This window comes from Salipiger sp. PrR007 (assembly GCF_010499845.1).
In the GTDB taxonomy this organism is placed as follows: domain Bacteria; phylum Pseudomonadota; class Alphaproteobacteria; order Rhodobacterales; family Rhodobacteraceae; genus Salipiger; species Salipiger pacificus_A.
The window spans coordinates 53,173-71,539 of sequence record NZ_JAAGOZ010000010.1; the positions used below are offsets into that span (position 1 = coordinate 53,173).

General features: G+C 66.6%; 18 protein-coding genes. 11 read left to right on the top strand and 7 right to left on the bottom strand.

Features of this window, described 5'->3' with window-relative positions:
* The first annotated feature begins 21 nt into the window (after nt 1-21).
* From G0Q01_RS02780 to G0Q01_RS02805, 6 genes are all read left to right on the top strand, one after another.
* Nucleotides 22-789 (top strand): ABC transporter ATP-binding protein, encoded by a 768-nt coding sequence (locus G0Q01_RS02780; RefSeq protein WP_164190061.1) that lies wholly within the window; start codon nt 22-24, stop codon nt 787-789.
* A complete protein-coding gene (locus G0Q01_RS02785; RefSeq protein ID WP_108970760.1) occupies nt 782-1,594 on the top strand; it encodes an ABC transporter permease in 813 nt (270 codons plus the stop codon). The genes G0Q01_RS02780 and G0Q01_RS02785 overlap by 8 nt, the downstream gene beginning before the upstream one ends.
* On the top strand, nt 1,591-2,847 hold the full coding sequence (locus tag G0Q01_RS02790; protein WP_164213008.1) for an FAD-dependent oxidoreductase: 1,257 nt from the start codon (nt 1,591-1,593) through the stop codon (nt 2,845-2,847). Before G0Q01_RS02785 ends, G0Q01_RS02790 begins: the two co-directional genes overlap by 4 nt.
* Before the next feature lie 174 nt (nt 2,848-3,021).
* Nucleotides 3,022-3,324, top strand: a complete 303-nt coding sequence (locus G0Q01_RS02795) for a helix-turn-helix transcriptional regulator (RefSeq protein ID WP_164190063.1) — start codon at nt 3,022-3,024, stop codon at nt 3,322-3,324.
* 17 nt (nt 3,325-3,341) lie between these two features.
* A complete protein-coding gene (locus tag G0Q01_RS02800; RefSeq protein WP_370526676.1) occupies nt 3,342-4,499 on the top strand; it encodes an MFS transporter in 1,158 nt (385 codons plus the stop codon).
* Between the two features lie 230 nt (nt 4,500-4,729).
* Nucleotides 4,730-5,182, top strand: coding sequence for a hypothetical protein (locus G0Q01_RS02805; protein ID WP_164190067.1), 453 nt, complete (start codon nt 4,730-4,732; stop codon nt 5,180-5,182).
* 102 nt (nt 5,183-5,284) lie between these two features.
* On the opposite strand, the gene G0Q01_RS02810 is transcribed toward G0Q01_RS02805, so the two are convergent.
* Nucleotides 5,285-5,989 (bottom strand): FadR/GntR family transcriptional regulator, encoded by a 705-nt coding sequence (locus G0Q01_RS02810; protein WP_164190070.1) that lies wholly within the window; start codon nt 5,987-5,989, stop codon nt 5,285-5,287.
* A 167-nt stretch (nt 5,990-6,156) separates the two neighbouring features.
* Here G0Q01_RS02810 and G0Q01_RS02815 point away from each other — a divergent pair, with 167 nt between their 5' ends.
* From G0Q01_RS02815 to hydA, 5 genes are read left to right on the top strand one after another with little or no spacing between them, the layout of a single operon-like run.
* On the top strand, nt 6,157-6,942 hold the full coding sequence (locus tag G0Q01_RS02815; RefSeq protein WP_164213009.1) for a transporter substrate-binding domain-containing protein: 786 nt from the start codon (nt 6,157-6,159) through the stop codon (nt 6,940-6,942).
* Between the two features lie 50 nt (nt 6,943-6,992).
* Nucleotides 6,993-7,664, top strand: a complete 672-nt coding sequence (locus G0Q01_RS02820; protein ID WP_164190074.1) for an amino acid ABC transporter permease — start codon at nt 6,993-6,995, stop codon at nt 7,662-7,664.
* Nucleotides 7,664-8,401, top strand: coding sequence for an amino acid ABC transporter ATP-binding protein (locus G0Q01_RS02825; protein WP_164190076.1), 738 nt, complete (start codon nt 7,664-7,666; stop codon nt 8,399-8,401). The genes G0Q01_RS02820 and G0Q01_RS02825 overlap by 1 nt, the downstream gene beginning before the upstream one ends.
* Nucleotides 8,402-8,435: 34 nt before the next feature.
* Nucleotides 8,436-9,692 carry a cysteine desulfurase-like protein gene (locus G0Q01_RS02830; protein WP_235939511.1) on the top strand — a complete coding sequence of 419 codons (1,257 nt, stop codon included), beginning with the start codon at nt 8,436-8,438 and terminating at the stop codon, nt 9,690-9,692.
* Complete coding sequence (gene hydA, locus G0Q01_RS02835; protein WP_164190078.1) at nt 9,689-11,113, top strand: dihydropyrimidinase; 1,425 nt, start codon at nt 9,689-9,691, stop codon at nt 11,111-11,113. Before G0Q01_RS02830 ends, hydA begins: the two co-directional genes overlap by 4 nt.
* Nucleotides 11,114-11,244: 131 nt before the next feature.
* Here the strand turns inward: hydA and G0Q01_RS02840 are convergent, their stop codons facing one another.
* The 6 genes from G0Q01_RS02840 to G0Q01_RS02865 all read right to left on the bottom strand — a co-directional run bounded on the left by G0Q01_RS02840 (nt 11,245) and on the right by G0Q01_RS02865 (nt 18,329).
* Entirely contained in the window at nt 11,245-11,640 is a 396-nt protein-coding gene (locus G0Q01_RS02840; protein WP_370457162.1) for a DUF2147 domain-containing protein, read from the bottom strand.
* A gap of 33 nt (nt 11,641-11,673) precedes the next feature.
* Nucleotides 11,674-12,501, bottom strand: a complete 828-nt coding sequence (locus G0Q01_RS02845; protein ID WP_164190080.1) for an NAD(P)-dependent oxidoreductase — start codon at nt 12,499-12,501, stop codon at nt 11,674-11,676.
* A gap of 62 nt (nt 12,502-12,563) precedes the next feature.
* Complete coding sequence (locus G0Q01_RS02850; protein ID WP_164190082.1) at nt 12,564-14,354, bottom strand: acyl-CoA dehydrogenase C-terminal domain-containing protein; 1,791 nt, start codon at nt 14,352-14,354, stop codon at nt 12,564-12,566.
* Between the two features lie 39 nt (nt 14,355-14,393).
* The gene (locus G0Q01_RS02855) at nt 14,394-16,718 is read right to left on the bottom strand and encodes a 3-hydroxyacyl-CoA dehydrogenase/enoyl-CoA hydratase family protein (RefSeq protein WP_164190084.1); all 2,325 of its coding nucleotides are present in this window, start codon (nt 16,716-16,718) and stop codon (nt 14,394-14,396) included.
* Nucleotides 16,718-17,854, bottom strand: coding sequence for a thiolase family protein (locus G0Q01_RS02860; RefSeq protein WP_164190086.1), 1,137 nt, complete (start codon nt 17,852-17,854; stop codon nt 16,718-16,720). The genes G0Q01_RS02855 and G0Q01_RS02860 overlap by 1 nt, the downstream gene beginning before the upstream one ends.
* Nucleotides 17,855-17,918: 64 nt before the next feature.
* A complete protein-coding gene (locus G0Q01_RS02865; protein WP_108970747.1) occupies nt 17,919-18,329 on the bottom strand; it encodes a MerR family DNA-binding transcriptional regulator in 411 nt (136 codons plus the stop codon).
* Between the last annotated feature and the right edge of the window lie 38 nt (nt 18,330-18,367).

Consider the following 18,367-nt stretch of genomic DNA (forward strand, 5'->3'; position numbering starts at 1 on the left):
ACCCAACCATCGGAAGACTCTATGGAACTCAGACTCGAAGGGGTCTCGCATCGCTATGGCGATGTCGAGGTCATCCGCAATATCGACCTCTCCATACCCAAGGGGCGCATCGTGTGCATCGTGGGCCCCTCGGGCTGCGGCAAGTCCACCCTGCTGCGGTTCCTCGGCGGCCTCGAGCGCCCCACCTCCGGCACAGTGAGCCAGGTCGGAGAGCCGCCGAGCGACAGCATCAACCCGCTGACCTACGTGTTCCAGGATTTCGCCCTGCTGCCATGGCGCTCGGTGGAGGGGAATATCTCCCTGATCCTGTCGGATCATGGCGTGCCGAAGGCTGAGGCCGAGGATATCATCACCGACGTGCTGGCCCGCACCAAGCTGAGCGACTTCCGCAAGGCGCTGCCAAAGCAGCTTTCGGGCGGAATGAAGCAAAGGGTCGCCATCGCACGCGCGCTCGCGGTCAACCCCGCCGTGCTGCTCATGGACGAGCCGCTCTCGGCGCTCGACAGCCAGACCCGCGAGCTGCTGATGGACGATCTGGTGGACCTTTGGACGCGATCGCCGTTCACCGCGGTTTATGTCACCCACAACCTCGCCGAAGCGGTGCGGCTGGGGCACCGGATCGTCGTGCTCTCGCGCCGGCCCGGGGCGATCAACGAAATCGTCGAGATAGACACCCCCCTCGCAGAGCGAAGCTCCGCCGACCCTGACCTCGAACGCACGCAGCAGCATCTCTGGGCGCTCATGCGCGCCGAAGCCGAGGCCGCCGATATGGAACTGATCGATGACTGACATCGCCCCCCAGACCCCAGACGTTCGCCCGGTGGAATTCCGCGGCGGCGGCTTCCGCCCGTCCTCACCCCGGTGGGTCGGCCTGCTGGTTTTCACGCTGTTGATCGCCTTCCTCGAGTGGGGGACGCGCGCCGGTTTCATCTCGTCTCTGACCGTGCCACGCCCCTCGGACGTCTTCCTGACGCTGTGGGACCTCGCGGTGTCGGGCGCGCTCTGGACCAACCTCGCGCCCTCGCTGATGCGCCTGCTCGTGGGCGGCACCATCGGGGCGACAGTGGGCATCGCCGTCGGCGTAATGATCGGCCTCTTCTCCTTTGCGAGGGCGGGTCTCGTGCCGCTGGTGGCGGCGATCTTCCCGATCCCAAAGATCGCCCTGCTGCCGCTCTTCGTGATCTGGTTCGGCATCGACGAGGCATCGAAATACGCACTCATTGCCTTTGGGACCTTCACGCCCACGGTCGTGTCGACCTATGGCGCCGTCGACAACGTCGACCGCTCGCTCATCCGGATGGGGCAGAGCTTTGGACTGCGCTGGTCGACGGTCGTGTTCCGCATCGTGCTGCCCGGGGCGATGCCCGGCATCCTGTCGGGGCTCCGCGTCAGCCTCGCGATCGCGATCATCCTGCTGGTTGCCGCCGAGATGCTGGGCGCAGAACACGGTATCGGGGCCTACATCCTGCAGGCTGGCTCGCTCTACGACCTCGAGCGTTTGTTCGCCGGGGTGACCATCCTCTCTCTCTTGGGCGTGCTGCTTTCGGCCGCCGTGGGGGCCGTCGAGAAACATGTTCTGGGGTGGCGCACATGAGCCGGAAGATCGAGAGCGAATACGACGTCATCGTCGCTGGCGGCGGTGCCGCCGGGGTTGGCGCGGCGCTCGGCGCCGCGCGCGCCGGGGCGAAGGTCTGCCTGGTCGAGAAGTATGGCTTCCTCGGCGGCGCGGCGACCACCTCGCAGGTGCTCGCCTACTGCGGGTTTTTCCAGCAGGGCAAGACCCCGATCAAGGCGGTCGGCGGCGCCGGGGAGCTCGTGCTCGAGGCGATGCGCGGCTGCGGCATGACCGGCGAGGCCTATAATTCCGAGACCACCGGCAACTGGATCATCCTGCTCAACCCGGAAGGCGCGAAACTGGCGTTCGACCGGGTGCTGGCCGATCACGGCGTCGACGTGCTCTTGCATTCGCGCGTTGCGGCCGCAACGCGGACCGCCAACGGGATCGAATCCGTCACGGTCGCCGGCATGGAGGGCCGCCGACGCATCGCCGCCGAGGGCTTTGTCGATGCCACCGGGGATGCCAACCTCTCGCTGGTCTCGGGCATCGCCATGCGCGAGGGCGACCATGAGGGCAGGCTGCAGGCTGTTTCCGCCCCGATCCGGATCTCCGGCCTCGACCCGGACGTGCCGTTCGACCGGGAGGCGATCAAGGCCGCGGTCCGACGTTACAACGAGACCGGCGCGCATCCGATCACCCGTAGCGATGGCGGGATCTATACCCGGATCCCCGGCACCGGCGACATGTGGTGGATGATCATCGATCTTGCCCTGCGCGACCTCAGCTCGGGCAGCTTCACCTGGGCGGAGCAGCGCGCGCGGGAGATGGCGCATGATTACGTGGCAATGCTGCGCGCATATGTCCCGGGCTTCGAGCGGTGTTTCCTTGCCCAGTCCGGTCCGCAGATCGGCATCCGCGAGAGCCGGCATCCCGCGATCCGCTACGAGATGACTGCCCACGATCTGGCCAGCGGTCGGCAGCGGCCCGACAGCGTGGCGCGGGCGGCCTGGCCGGCGGAGCTGCACGGCGAGGCCGGCAAGCCGGTCTACCATTCGGTAGGCGGGCCGGGATACGCTTCGATCCCGCTGGACAGCCTCAGGGTGCGCGGCCTCGATAACCTCTTCGTTGCCGGCCGCGTCATCGGGGCCGATCCCGTTGCCTATGGATCCGTGCGCGTGATGGGAACGGCGTTCGCCACCGGCGAAGCGGCTGGCATCGCCGCCGCTTTGGGTGCCGAGGACGGGGAAACCGTGGGTGCGGAAGTTCGCCGGCTCGGGGGGCTCACCTGAGCAGCGAGGCGCGGCGCTTCGGAGCCGCTGTGCAGCTTTAGACCCGCCGCCCGCTGCTTGCGGGCGGGGGACGCCTGGCCGAACGCTAGGGGCGGATGCCTCCACGGGCCAGCTAATTCGACAAAAGTGGAAATAGATGTTGACCGCTCTGGTGGTAGGGGCGCATCTATTTCCATGGACATCGAAACAGCCTCCCGCCAACTGGATGCCATTGGCAATCCGACGCGCCTTCGCATCTACCGCGCCCTGGTCCGTGCGGGCGAGACCGGCGCGCCGGTCGGACAGATCCAGGAAACCCTTGGCCTTCCGGCTTCGACGCTGTCGCATCACCTCAGGAAACTTCTGGAGGTCGGCCTGATCCGGCAGGCGCGGAGCGGCACCACACTGCAATGCCATGCCGAGTATCCCGCGATGAAGGCGCTGGTCGCCTTCCTGGTCGACGAGTGCTGCGCGGACGACGCCAGCCAAGCCGGATGATCGCCCCACGGACACGCGTGGTTTCGGCACTCGGCGTGGTTCAGATCCTTGCCTGGGGAAGCAGCTATTACCTGATGGCCCCGCTGGCCGGAGCCATCGCGGCAGAGACTGGCTGGGGGCAGGCGCTGCTCTCGGTAGGCGTGTCCGCCGGCTTGTTGATGTCCGGTCTCGCTGCGCCGGCTGTGGGGCGCTGGATCGGGCGCAGCGGTGGGCGGATGACCCTTTGCGTCGGAATGACGCTGATCGCGGCGGGGCTGATCCTGCTCAGCCTCTCGTATGCGCTCTGGGCCTACCTCCTCTCCTGGTGCATCCTCGGCCTCGGAATGGCGACCGGGCTCTACGATGCCGCCTTCTCGGTGCTCGGGGCCGCCTACGGGCGAAACGCACGCTCCGCGATCACCCAGCTGACGCTGTGGGGCGGATTTGCAAGCACGGTCTGCTGGCCGCTTTCGGCATGGCTTGTCGAGAGTGTCGGGTGGCGATCGACCTGTCTTGTCTACGCGGCGCTCCATCTCTTTGGCACGCTCCCGCTCTGCTGGGTGGCTCTGCCGAGGGCCCGCGGGCCGCATGAGACGTCGGCGCGCACGCCGGTCCTGCCGGGCCGAACCTTCGATGCCCGGTTCCTGTGCATCGTTGTTGCCGGTGTCACGCTGACACTCCTGGCGACGATCTGGTCCATCCACATGGTGACGCTCCTGACGGCCGAAGGCTACACGCTTGCCGCCGCCATCACGGTCGGCACGCTCATCGGACCGTCACAAGTCGGTGCCCGTGTCCTGGAAATGATCGGGGGAGGTCGACATCACCCGATCTGGACCATGCTCGCGGCAACCACGCTCGTGCTCGCCGGGTTCATCGGATTGTCGCTCGGCGTGCCCGCGGCTGCAGCCCTTGTCGCCTACGGCGCCGGAAACGGCCTCTGGTCGATCGCACGCGGGGCGCTTCCGCTCGTCCTCTACGGTCCGGAGAACTATGCAACTCTGATGGGCCGCCTCGCGCGCCCGATGCTGCTGGCCGCCGCCGCCGCCCCTACGCTGGGCGCGCTGCTCATCGACAGGTTTGGAGCCGAAACGACGTTGGCGCTTCTGTCGATCGCCGCCGCGCTGCCACTGGTCATGGCGTTGTTGCTCTATGCCGACGTGATGCGGTCGAGAGGGATCCCCGGATCGGGCTGACTGCGTTCGGTGGAGGCCGAAGGAGATCCGAGTTGTGCTGTGCAGAAAACATGCAAGGGACCAGCCAAAGTCGCCAATTTTCGGAGGCTATCGGAGGGGGATTGATTCGAAGTTGCTATGAATAAAATCTTCCACTACCTTCGATAAAAATTCCAAGCCACCTGTGTTATTCAGCCTTTCAGAATTTTAATTGGCTACTTGCGTGTGCGCAGTTCCAGTAGAGGTAATTGATGAATCTTTCTGTCGGTAGGGTTGTTTCCGTCACAGGCTCCAGCAGCGGTGCCACATTGGAGCTTACCGGCCTGGAGAGAGCCGAAAGAACGTTCATAAAGAACTTGGGTGAGACGCCCTTGGGAAAAGAGGGCGATATCCTCGCCTACCATATTCGTGGCGAGACACAATTCATTTACAACCTTACCGACGGAACCTACTCCAGGCCGACAACGCGATTTCTTGACGGCGCATCCGCGCTGGCGCTCATGGCGGCCTTCCTCTTGGTGGGCCTGATGGTCAAGATTGCCATGGCCCTGGCCATATGTTCTATGGCATCTCTCCTGTTTCATTTCCTGTGCGAACGTCCGAACCACAGGAAAGCGCTTATTCGCGCCCAAGGACTCGCAGACGAATATAGGGACCATGTCGTGAGGTCGCGGGAAGACCGCAGCTTTCTTCCTGCCGCCTGAGGCGCACCGGAACGATTGGGGTGCTGTACGGGTCGAACCACCTGTCTTGGCGGCCAGCAGCGGCACGGCCTAAGTGCGCGGATCGCGCGCACGGCTCCCGGCCTATTGCACGAGCTTTGCTCCCACGATCGACCCTGTATTGCTGATGTGCGCGCGCATCTCCGCGGCCGCAGCGGCGCCGTCTCCCGCTTTTAGGGCGGCGAGGATGGCGTGGTGCTCGGCGATCGAGGCCTCCATGCGCGAGACTTCGGTGTTCGGGATCGGGACGCGCTGGCTTTCGGTCAGCACGTCGTGGATCGACCGGTAGAACATCCGCAGCATGCCATTGGGGCAGGCATCCGCGATCCGCGAGTGAAAGGCGAGGTCGGCTTCGACATGCGCCAGAAGATCGCCGTTGCGCCAGGCTATCTCGAAGGTGCGTGCGGCGTCGGCAAGCGCGTCAAGCCGCGCCCCGGTCATCGCCGGTGCCGCGAGACGGCACATCTCGCATTCGATGAGGAGCCGGGTCTCGAAGACCTCGGTGATCGTGTAGCGCGCGTCGTGACGCCAGTTCTGTCCGGCCTTCGGGGCTTGCGTCCGCTCGCCGCTGACGAATGTCCCGCGGGCCGGCAGGGTGCGGATGAGGCCGAGCGTTTCGAGCGTGAGCAGCGCTTCGCGCAGGGAGGCGCGGGAGACCCCGAGCTGCTCCGACAGGATCCGCTGCGAGGGAAGCTTGGCATCGGGGGGAAACTCGCCACTGCGGATCATCTCCTGGATCCGGCGTGTCACGACCTCGGTGACCGGCAGCTTTCCGTAGTCCTCTTCCATCGCTCCGTCCTCAAATTGAGCAGCCCCTGGCGCCACGGCTCGCGTGGCACCGAATTTACTGATTGCACACTTGCAAATATCTTGCCAGCGTGATCCTACCGGTAGGACTGGTCAGACCAGTTGGTCCGAGGTGCGCTTCGGGCCCCATAACAGCAGGGAGAATAAAAATGCTCAGGAAACTCATCGTACCGACGTGGGTCGTCGCCGCAGGCATCGCCGGCGCCGCGCAGGCCCAGGAGGCGCTCGAAGTCGGCGCGAACATCGGCAATGTGCCATGGGAATTTCAGGACGATACCGGCGCCTTCGTCGGTTTCGAGGTGGACCTTGCAAGCGCCGTGGCCGCGCAGCTCGGCCGCGAGGTGGAGATCGTCAATATTCCCTTCAACGGGCTGTTCTCGGCGGTGCAGTCGGGCCGGATCGACATGGCGATGTCATCGATCACCATCACCAACGAGCGTCTACAGTCGGTGAGCTTCGCGCAGCCCTACTATGACAGCGACCAGTCGCTGACCGTGGGTGCCGAGGGGCCCGCCTCGCTGGACGAGATGAAGGACAAGGTTGTCGGGGTGGACACGGGCGCGACCGGCGACATGTGGGCGACCGAGCATGCCGCGGACTACGGCTTTGCCGATATCCGCCGCTACGAGGGTCTGCAGCCGGCGATGCTCGATCTGACCGCGGGCCGGATCGACGGCTACATCTCGGACATCCCGGCGCTTCAGTACTACGTGAAGGACAAGCCGGCGCTGAAGGTCGTGCAGCGCATCGCCACCGGCGAGAAGTACTCCTTCATGTTCGCCAAGGACGCGGAGCTTGCCACCGAGGTCGACGGGATCCTTACCGGTCTGAAAGAGGATGGCACGCTGGCGGAGCTTCACGAGAAGTGGTTCGGCGCAGCGCCAGAGGCCGGGACCTCGACGGTGACCGTGCTCGACATGCCGACCGCCGAGTAATTGCGCGCGACCCGGGCGCGGAAGCGTCCGGGTCCCTGCAGGGGACCCCGATGGACTTGTTCGAAACCTTCTTCAATCTCGAGGTGCTGGCCCGCAGCTTTCCGATGCTGCTCAAGGGGCTCTGGCTCACGCTCGAGCTCGGCGCAGCGAGTATTCTCGCGGGGCTCGTGCTCGGCCTCGCGCTCTGCATGATGCGGCTCTACGCGATGCGTCCGGTGCAAATTCTCACGCGCATCTACATCAATGTGTTCCGGTCGATCCCGCTGCTGGTGCTGCTGATCATCGTCTATTACGCGCTTCCCTTCGTGGGCGTGCGGCTCTCGCCCTTTGCCTCGGCGCTGACCGCGCTGACCCTGGTCTCGGGCGCCTATACCGCCGAGATCTTCCGCTCCGGCATCGAGGCGATCCCCAAGGGTCAGTTCGAAGCCGCCGCGGCGCTGGGGTTGGGGCACCGGCAGACGATGGTCGACGTGATCCTGCCGCAGTCGATCCGCATGGTCATCCCGCCGCTCACCAACAATTTGATCAACGTGGTCAAGGACACTGCGCTGGCCTCGGTCGTGGCGATGCCTGACCTGCTGAAGCAGGCGACCCAGGCGCAGGCGCTCGCGGCCAACCCCAGTCCGCTGATCGGCGCCGCGGCGATGTACCTCGCCTTCCTGCTGCCGCTGGCCCTGCTCGTCTCGCAGCTCGAACGGCGGCTCAACCGGGGGAGGGTATGATGCCGGGATATATCAGCATCCGGAACCTGCAGAAGTACTACGGCCCCTATCACGCGCTGCGCGGCATCGACCTCGAGATCGCGCGCGGCGAGGTCGTCTGCGTGGTCGGCCCCTCGGGGTCAGGGAAATCGACCCTGATCCGCTGCATCAACCGGCTCGAGGCGTTCTCCGCCGACAGCGCCATCGAGGTCGACGGCGTGCCGGTGCTGCCCGGCGCCAATCTCGCCAAGGTGCGCGCCGAGGTCGGCATGGTCTTCCAGAGCTTCAACCTCTTTCCACATCTCACCGTGCGGCAGAACATCATGCTTGCGCCGCGCCGCGTGCGCGGGACCAGCAAGGCCGCCGCGGCGGCGCAGGCCGATCAGCTGCTGGCCCGGGTGGGGCTGGCGTCGCAGGCCGAGAAATACCCCAGTGGCCTTTCGGGCGGCCAGCAGCAGCGCGTGGCCATCGCGCGGGCGCTGGCAATGGAACCGGAGGTGCTGCTTTTCGACGAGCCCACCTCGGCACTCGATCCCGAGATGGTCGGCGAGGTGCTCGACGTGATGCGCGACCTCGCGCAGACCGGCGTGACCATGGTGGTGGTGACCCACGAGATGGGGTTTGCCCGGCAGGTCGCGGACCGGGTGATTTTCATGGACGGCGGCGAGGTGATCGAAAGCGCGCCGCCCGCGGAGTTCTTCTCTGCCCCGCGCGAGACGCGCACCCGAAACTTCCTGCACGCCGTGCTGGACCACTGAACAAGACACACCGAGAAAGACACAGGGACAGGCGATGTCAGATTATCAAGATCAGCTCGACATGGGCTTCGTGCGCGGCCAGTTTCCCGCGCTGGCCAAGGAGTGGGCGTTTTTCGACAACGCCGGCGGCTCGCAGACGCTGCAGGGGGCCATGGACCGGATCGTCGAGTTCCTCACCCACCGCGACGTGCAGATCGGCGGCAGCTACGAGATCTCGCAGCTTGCCGCAGAGGCGCTGATGGACGGGCGCCGGGCGGCGCAGACCTTTGTGAATGCCGCGCGGCCCGAGGAGATCGTCTTCGGCCCCTCGACCACGGCGCTTGTCCAGACCCTCGCGGCGGCCATGCGCAGCCAGTTCGCGCCCGGCGACGAGATCATCGTCACCCATGCCGACCACGAGTCCAACATCGGCCCCTGGGAGCGCCTGCGCGAGCTCGGCGTGGTGATCAAGGTCTGGCCCTTCGATACCGCGTCCATGCGCCTGCGGCTTGAGGACCTCGCGCCGCTTATGGGACCGCGCACCAAGCTGGTCTGCGTGCATCACGTCTCGAACATCCTCGGCCAGATCAATCCCGTGGCCGAGATCGCCGAGTTCGTCCACGCGCGCGGTGCCAAGATCTGCGTCGACGGCGTCGCTTACGCACCGCATCGGTCGATCGACGTGACCGGCTGGGACGTCGACTACTACATCTTCAGCCTTTACAAGTGTTACGGGCCGCACACCGCGATCATGTACGGGAAATACGAGCTTCTGGCCGAGCTGGACGGGCTTTATCATTACTTTTACGGCAAGGATAAAGTCCCCGGGAAGCTCGAGCCGGGGAACCCGAACTACGAGTTGGCCTATTCCACGACCGCGGTGGTCGCCTACATCCAGGAGCTCGGCCGCCGCGCCGGGTCAAAGGCCGAGGGGCGGGCGCTCTTCGAGGCCGGGTTCGAGGCCATCGCCCGCCAGGAAGAGGTGCTGACCAACCGGCTGCTGGCCTGGCTGCGCGCGCGCAACGACTGCCGGGTGATCGGCGACGCGACGAACGAGGGGAACCTGCGGGTGCCGACCATCGCCTTCCGGGTCGAGGGGCTGCCGTCGGGGGCGGTGGCCCGTGCGATGGACGATCACAAGGTCGCCATTCGCTTCGGGGATTTCCATTCGCGCCGCCTCGCGGAGCTTCTGGGCGAGGCTCACGACGAGGGCGTCGTGCGGGTTTCCATGGTGCATTACAACACTCTGGCCGAGCTCGAGCGGATGCTCTCGGCGCTGCCGGGTATCCTCGGCGGGGACGTCGCGGCATGAGTGGCCAGCGTCCCGACCTGGTGATCCGCGGCGGCACGATCGTGACCGCCGCCGACCGCTTCCGCGCCGATCTTGCGGTGACGGAGGGCAAGATCACCCAGATCGCCGCCCGTATCGAGGGCGGCGCCGAGGAGATCGATGCCACGGGTCTGCTGCTGCTGCCGGGCGGCATCGACGCCCATGTCCACCTCGCGCAGGAGCAGGGCGACGGCACCGTGATGGCCGACGATTTCGCCTCGGGCACGCGCGCGGCGGTGGCCGGTGGGAACACCATGGTGCTGCCCTTCGCGCTGCAGCGCCGCGGGCAGTCGTTGCGGCAGGCGGTGGCGGACTACCACGCGCTGGCCGAGGGCCAGTGCTGGTGCGACGTGTCCTTCCACATGATCATCACCGACCCGACGCCGCAGGTGCTCGGGCAGGAGCTGCCCGCGCTGGTGCGCGAGGGCTATACCTCCTTCAAGGTCTTCATGACCTATGACGACATGGTGCTGAACGACGCCGAGCTGCTCGAGGTCTTCGACGTCGCGCGGCGCGAGGGGGCACTGGTGATGGTCCACGCCGAGGGCCACGACGCGATCAAGTACATGACCCGCAAGCTCGAGCAGAGCGGCCGGACCGCGCCCTATTTCCACGCCGAGGCCCATGCCCAGATTGCCGAGCGCGAGGCGACGCACCGTGCCATAAGCCACGCCGAACTGGTCGACGTGCCCGTGGTGATCGTGCATGTCTCGGGCCGCGACCCGATGGAGCAGATCCAATGGGCCAAGCGGCGCGGGCTGAACGTCTTCGCCGAAACCTGCCCGCAGTACATCGCCCTGACCAAGGACGACCTCAAGGGGCTGAACATGGACTTCGAGGGGGCGAAATACGTCTGCTCGCCGCCGCCCCGGGATCACGACAGCCAGGAGGCGATTTGGCAGGGGCTGCGGGATGGCACCTTCGATCTCTTCTCCTCGGACCACTGCCCGTTCTACTTCGAGGATGCCGAGGGCAGGGGTAAGGACACGCCGCGTGCGCGCACCTCGTTCAAATGGGTGCCGAACGGGATTCCGGGTGTCGAGACGCGCCTGCCGATCCTCTTCTCCGAAGGCGTCTCGAAGGGCCGCATCAGCCTCGAGCGCTTCGTCGCCCTGACCTCCAGCAACCCCGCCAAGCTTTACGGCATGTATCCCCAGAAGGGCGCGCTGGTGATCGGGGCGGATGCCGACATCACGCTGTGGGATCCCGAGCGCCGTGCGGTGGTGCGCCAGGAACAGATGCACCACGGTGCGGATTACACGCCGTACGAGGGAATGGAGATCACCGGATGGCCGGTGCGCACCCTCCTGCGCGGGCGCACCGTCTACGCGGCGTCGGAGGGGATCGTGCAGGACGCCCGAGGCCAGTACCTCGCGCGCGAAAAGTCCCCACGCCGTCTTTGAGAAAGCCAAGGCCCGGAAACAGGTCAAGCCTTGTTTCCGGTCCTGGCCGGATGCCCCAGCTCGGCCATCGACAGCACGGGCGGCCCTTCGGAAGGACCCGCCCGCGGGGCCTTTGGCACCGCGGCGCCCTGCTATTGCACGCGGGTCCAGCTCTGCCGTCGGCAGAAGCCCAGAACGCAGCCATAGACCTCGAGCCGATCGCCGGTCAGTTCCATCTTCGAAGCGTAGGTCTTGTCGCGGTCGGGCGCCCAGATGCGGCCAGCCTCGTACTTCCCCGCGCCCCTGGGCTGCATGTCCCAGACGATCTGCCGCCCGATCGAGGCCGAGGGGATCGCCGCACCGTCCGCGTCGAAGGCGCGGCTCAGCGTGCCGCAGAGCATGCTGCCGCAGGGCGCCATGGTCACGAGGCCAAAATGGCCGTCATCGCCGGGCTGAGTTTTCCATGTCCCGAGGACGGGATCGGCGGCAAGGGCAGGGGCCGCGGTCAGTGCCAGCAGGACGGCAAGGCGCGCGAGGCGGGTCATCATGGGCTTTCTCCTTGGACGTCGGATCGGGTGCGTTCAGCTTTCCGACACGAAGAGATCGGTCAGCAGCGGCTCGGCGGGATCGACCGCATAGCGCGAGAAATCCGTGGTCCCCGCCTCGCGCAGAATCTCCTCGTCGATGAAGAAATTGCCGGTACAGGTCTGTGCCGCTCGGGTCAGAATGGCATGGGCAGCATCGGCGACGATCTGCGGGGTCCGGCAGTTCTGCGGCTGGACCGCGCCGCCCAGCATGGCGAGCGCCGCGGTGTCGATCACCGTGCGGGGCCAGAGGGCGTTGGCGGCGATGCCGAGCGGGCGGAACTCCTCGGCCCAGCCAAGCACGCAAAGGCTCATCCCCATCTTCGAGATCGTGTAGGCGACGTGGGGCCCGTACCATTTCGGGTCGAGAGACGGTGGCGGCGAGAGCGTCAGCACATGCGGGTTCGACGCCCGCTTCAGCGCCGGCAGGCAGGCGCGGGTGACCGCGAAGGTGCCGCGCATGTTGACCTGCATCATCAGGTCGAAGCGCTTCATCTCGGTGTCGGGGGTGGGCGTCAGCGAGATCGCGCTGGCATTGTTGACCACGATGTCGATGCCGCCGAAATGCGCCTCGGCCCTGCCCACCGCCTCGGCGACCGCCGCATCGTCGCGGATGTCGAGCTGTAGCGGCAGCGCGCGCCCGCCTGCTGCCTCGACCTCGGCCGCGGCGTCCTCGATGGTGCCGGGCAGGCGGGGATGCGGGGTGACGGTCTTGGCCGCCAACACCACGTTGGCGCCATCCCGCGCGGCGCGCAGCGCGATGGCCTTCCCGATGCCGCGACTGCCGCCGCTGATAAAGAGTGTCTTTCCGTCAAGATCGGCCATGACGTCCAGTCCTTTCCTGTCCTGTGCCGCCTCCGGGGCTCACGCCCCGGCAGGCGATTGGTTCAGAAGGCCGCTTCGTCGAGCGCCATGAGCGTCTCGCCGCCCGCCATGATCTGCGACAGCAGCGTGCCGGTCTGCGGCAGCATCTTTTCCATGAAAAAGCGCGCCGTCACCTGCTTGGCGGCGTAGAAGCCGTCAGCGTCGCCGGTCTCGCGGGCCTTGGTCATGGCGGTTTCGGCCATGCGCGCCCAGAGATAGCCCAAGGCGGTCAGCCCAAAGAGCCGCAGGTAATCCGTCGCCGCGGCACCAGCCTCGTCGGGGTTTGCAAGCCCCCGCTGGGCGACGGTGGCCGAGGCCGTCTGCAGCCGACCGAAGGCCTTGGCGAGCGGGCCGATGTAGGGCGCCATCTCGGGCACGTCCGCCTGCGCCGCGATATACTCCGAGACCGGGTGGAAGAACCGCCGCAGGTAGCGCCCGCCATTGGCCCCCAGTTTGCGTCCGACGAGATCGAGCGCCTGGATGCCGTTCGTGCCCTCGTAGATCTGCGTGATGCGCGCGTCGCGGACGTATTGCTCCATGCCGTGCTCGCGGATGTAGCCGTGCCCGCCGAGCACCTGCATCCCGAGGTTGGCGTTCTCGAACCCGAGATCGGTGAAGAGCGCCTTCACGATCGGGGTCATCAGTGCCACGAAATCCTCGGAGGCCTTGCGCACCTCGGGCTCGGGGTGGCGGTCCTGCTTGTCGAGCTCCTTGCCCACCCAGACCGCCATGGCCCGGCAGCCCTCGGTCGCGGCGCGTTGCAGAAGCAGCATCCGCCGCACGTCGGGATGCACGATGATCGGATCGGCGGGCTTGTCGGGCGCCTTGGTGCCGGTCAGCGAGCGGCCCTGTAGACGCTCGCGCGCATAGGCGACCGAGCCCTGGTAGGCGGCCTCGGCGACGCCCAGCCCCTGACCGCCCACGGCGAGGCGCTCGTTGTTCATCATGGTGAACATCGCCTGCAGGCCCTTGTGCGGCGCGCCGACCAGCCAGCCCTGCGCATCGTCGAAGTTCATCACGCAGGTCGACGAGGCCTTGATCCCCATCTTGTGCTCGATGCTGGCGCATTGGACGCCGTTGCGCTCGCCCGGGGCGCCTGTCGCGGTGGGCAGGAACTTCGGCACGAGGAAGAGGCTGATCCCGCGCGACCCCTTGGGCGCATCCGGCAGCCGCGCCAGCACGAGGTGGATGATGTTCTCGGTCAGGTCATGTTCGCCGGCCGAGATGAAGATCTTGGTGCCAGTGATGCGGTAGCTGCCATCCTCCTGCGGCAGCGCCTTGCTGCGCAGAAGCCCCAGGTCTGTGCCGCAATGCGGCTCGGTCAGGCACATGGTGCCGGACCATGTGCCGTCGACGAGCTTGGGCAGATAGGCCTGCTTGAGCTCCTCCGAGCCATGGCTGTGCAGCGCGAGGTAGGCACCGTGCGACAGGCCGGGATACATGCCGAACGACAGGTTGGCCGAACAGATCATCTCGGTCACCAGCACGTCGGCAGCAGCCGGCAGGCCCTGCCCGCCGTATTCCGGATCGCAGGTGATGGCCGTCCAGCCGCCTTCGCGGAACTGGCGGTAGGCCTCGGGGAACCCGGCGGGGGTGCGGACGACGCCGTTCTCGAGCCGGCAGCCTTCCTCGTCGCCGGAGCGGTTGATCGGGTGCAGAACCTCGGCGCAGATCTTGCCGGCCTCTTCGAGGATCGGGTCGATCAGGTCGGGGGTGAATTCCTCGAAGCCCGGCAACTCCGCCAGGTCGTCGCAGCCGAGCAGTTCGTGGTAGACAAAGCGCATGTCGCGCAGGGGGGGCGTGTAATTGGCCATCGTCGCGATGTCCCTTTCTCTGCGGCTCAGGGCCGGGGTTCAGTTCCGGAGCGGCTTGCCGGTCATCAGCATGGACTCGATCCGCTCGAGCGTACCGGGCCGCCGGACCAGCGCGAAGAATTGCTCCCGCTCGAGTTTCAGCAGGTCGCTGTCGGTGAGGTTGTCGATCGGATCGGTCTCTCCGCCCGACAGCACCTCGGCGAGCGCGCTGGCAACGACCTCGTCATAGGGCGTCGCCTTGCCCAGCTTGCGGAACTGTTGCACCGCCATCTCCATGGCGACGTGGCCCGATGGGCCGGGCAGCGTGTAGTCCCGCGTCTCGGGCGGCACGTAGTCTTCGGCCATCGCCAGCGCCCGGGCCTTGGCATCGGCCAGCAGCCGCGCACGGTTCATGGTGATCCCGTCCTCGGGGCGCAGGAACAGCAGCTCCTTGGCCTCGGCGGCGGATTTCGCCACCGTCGCGGTGCTGAGGATCTCGAAGACCTTCGAGGGTGCCGGCATCGGCCCCTTGGGCAGACGCCCGAAGCGCTGCCAGCGGTGCAGCATCTCGGTGCAGCCGCCCCAGCCGGGGATCAGCCCCACGCCAACCTCGACAAGCCCGATGTAGCTTTCCGCGTGGGCCTGCACCGCGCCACAATGCAACAGCACCTCGCAACCGCCACCAAGCGCCATGCCCGAAGGCGCGCCGACGACCGGGAAGGGGGCGCTCCGCATGTCCTGAAACACCTGCTGGCCAAGGGCCACGAGCCCCTCGATCTGGGGCCAGGCGGCGATATTGGCGGCGAAGAGCGCGAGGCCCAGGTTGGCGCCGACCGAGAAGTTCGTGCCCTCATTGTGGATCACCAGCGCCTTGTACTCGGCCTGCACCAGCTTCAGTGTCTTCGCCAGAAGCGCGAGGATCTGGTCGTCCATCGCATTCATTTTCGACGTGAACTCGAAGCACAGAACACCGTCTCCGATTTCCCAGACCGCGGCAGAGCCATTTTTAAGAACCGGTTTTGTCCCGCGCTTGATGTCCGAGAGCAGCAGCACGCCATCGGGGCGGGTCACAGGATGGTAGTCGCCGTCGAGGCCCAGCTGCTCGAGCCGTCCGTCCTCGACGCGGTAGAAGCTGCGGCCGCGGGCAAGCTCAAGGATCGGCGGAACCGGCGTGCCCTCGGCCTCGAGCCGCGCGACGAGCCAATCGGGGCCGATCTTGTCCATCAAGGCGAAGGGGCCATCCTTCCACGCGTACCCCAGGCACATCGCCTCGTCGATGTCGGCGATGCTGTCGGCCACTTCGCCGGCCAGCTCGGCGGCGTAGCGCAGGGTTGCGCCCATCACTTCGGCGGCATAGCGTCCCTCGGCGCTGTCATGCGCCATGAGCGCGCGGGGGTTGCGACCGGCCTCCTCCATCGCCTCCGATCTGGCTTTCCTGGCGACAGAGTAGTGGCCGCTCGAAAGGTCGACCGCCTCTTTCAGTTTCTGGCCGCCCTCTCGGTTCAGGCGGTAGAAACCGCCCTTGCCCTTGCGGCCGGTGTACCCCTCGGTGATCATTTTCTGCACGATCGGCAGGGGCCGGTTGGCGGCGTGGAAGGCGTCGGTCTGCGGCAGTGCGGCGGCAAGGCTCGCGTTCACATGCGGCATAAGGTCGAGCCCGACCAGATCGAGCAACCCGAAGACGCCGGTCTTGGGAATGCCGAAGGGCTTGCCGATCAGCGCGTCGGCCTGTTCGACCGGGATGCCGCGCTCCGACGCCTCGACCACCGCTTTTTGCAACCAGTAGATGCCGAGCCGGTTGGCGATGAAACTCGGCGTGTCCTTGGCCCGGACCACGGTCTTGCCAAGCCGCCGGTCGGCAAATTCGGTGATGAGCTCGGCCGCATCCGCGCGGGTCGTCGGCCCGGTGACCAGCTCCATGAGCCGCATGTAGCGGGGTGGGTTGAAGAAATGGGTGACGAGGAAATCCTGCGCGAAGCTCTCCGGCAGCCCGCCCAGCAGCGTCGCGAGCGGGATCGTCGAGGTGTTGGACGAGACGATGCTGCCGGGCTTCCGGGCCGCGTCGATCTTGCGGTAGAGGTCCTGCTTGATGTCGAGCCGTTCGATCACCGCCTCGATGATCCAGTCGGCCTCGGCGAGGCGCGCGAGGTCATCCTCGAGGTTGCCCGTTTCGACCAGACGCGCCGCCTTGCGCCCCATGAAGGGGGCAGGGTCGGCCTTCAACATCCGGGCCACGGCCCCTTCGGCCAGCGCGTTGCGGTTGGCCGCGCCCTCGGGCACGATGTCGAGCAGTAAAACCTTGGTCCCGGAGTTGGCCACATGGGCCGCGATCGCGGCTCCCATGACGCCCGCACCGATGACGGCGACTTTTTCGATGTTGGCCATCATGCGGCCTCCAGCACGGTGGCGATGCCCTGACCGCCGCCGATGCACTGCGTGGCCAGAGCGTAACGGCCTCCCTCGCGCTTCAGCAGGCTGGCCGCCTTGCCGACGATGCGCGCGCCGGTGGCGCCGAGCGGATGGCCGAGCGCGATGGCCCCGCCGTCGAGGTTGACCCGTGCCGGATCGAGGTCGAGATCGCGGATGCAGGCGATGGACTGGCTGGCAAAGGCTTCGTTCAGCTCGATCACGTCGAGATCGCCCGCCGAAATCGCCGCGCGCTCCAGCGCGGCGCGGGTGGCGGCCACCGGGCCGATCCCCATGATGTCGGGCGCGCAGCCTTTCACCGCAACGGATTTCACGTAGGCCAGAACCTGCAGCCCGGCCTTTTCGGCATAGGCATCCGAGCAGATCAGCACCGCTGCGCAGCCATCTGTCAGCGGGGAGGAGGTGCCCGCGGTCACCACGCCCTGCGCATCGAAGGCGGGCTTCAGCTCGGCAAGGCGCTCGAGCGTCGTCTCGGGGCGCAGGCAGCCATCGGTGTCCACGACGCCGCCGCGCCCGGCAATCGGCACGATTTCATCGGCAAAGCGGCCCTGCTGCAGCGCCGCAGCGGCCTTTTCCTGCGAGCGGAGCGCGAACTCTTCCTGCTCGGCGCGGGTGATCTGCCAGCGCCGGGCGACGTTCTCTGCGGTCTCGCCCATGCCCATGTAGGCCTCGGGGTGGGCGCGGGCGAAGTCGGGGTGGGGCATCGGGTTGAAGCCCATCATCGGCACTCGGCTCATGTTCTCGACACCTGCGCAGACAAAGGCCTCTCCGGCGCCCATGGCGATCGAGCCGGCCGCCACGTGGACCGAGGTCATCGAGGAGCCGCAGAAGCGGTTGATCGTCGCGGCACCCACCGATTGCGGCAGCCCGCTCATCAGCCCGACCAGCCGGGCGAGGTTCAGACCCTGCTCGCCCTCGGGGAAGGCGCAGCCGAGCAGCAGATCTTCGATTGCCTCGGGATCGACCCCCGAGCGTTCGACCAGCGCCCGGACCACCTGGGCGGCCAGATCGTCGGGCCGGACCTTGGCCAACGCGCCCTTGTGGGCCAGGGTGAAAGGCGAGCGCATGTAGCCCGCGACAACGACACGTGTCATCGGTAACTCTCCGGAGTTGCATTGGGAATATGGTGGGTCGGACCCTTGCGGGGTCCGGTCGGGGTCAGCGCTTCCGGGCCATGGTCCCGGCGGCGGCCTGTTCGTGACGCTCCAGCGCGTCCAGCGACATCTGCTCGATCTCGCGCAGCTCGCCAAGCGTCACGCGCAGCGTCTCGAGCTGTTCGTCCAGCTCTTGGATGCGCTGACGGACCTTGCCGAGCAAGGCATCGATCTGCTCGCGCTGCGTCGGATCGGCGTCGTAGAGATCGAGGTATTCCCGGATGTCCTTGAGGGTGAAGCCCAGGCGTTTCCCGCGCAGGATCAGGATCAGCCGACCGCGATCCCGGGAGGTGTAGATCCGATTTGTGCCGACCCTTTGCGGCAGCAGCAGCCCCTGTTCCTCGTAGAAGCGGATGGTGCGCGGCGTCACGCCAAGCTCCTTCGATAGGTCCGAGATCGAGAAGAGCTTGTCCATACGAGTCCTGTCGAAACAGAGGGTTAACCGAATGCGCC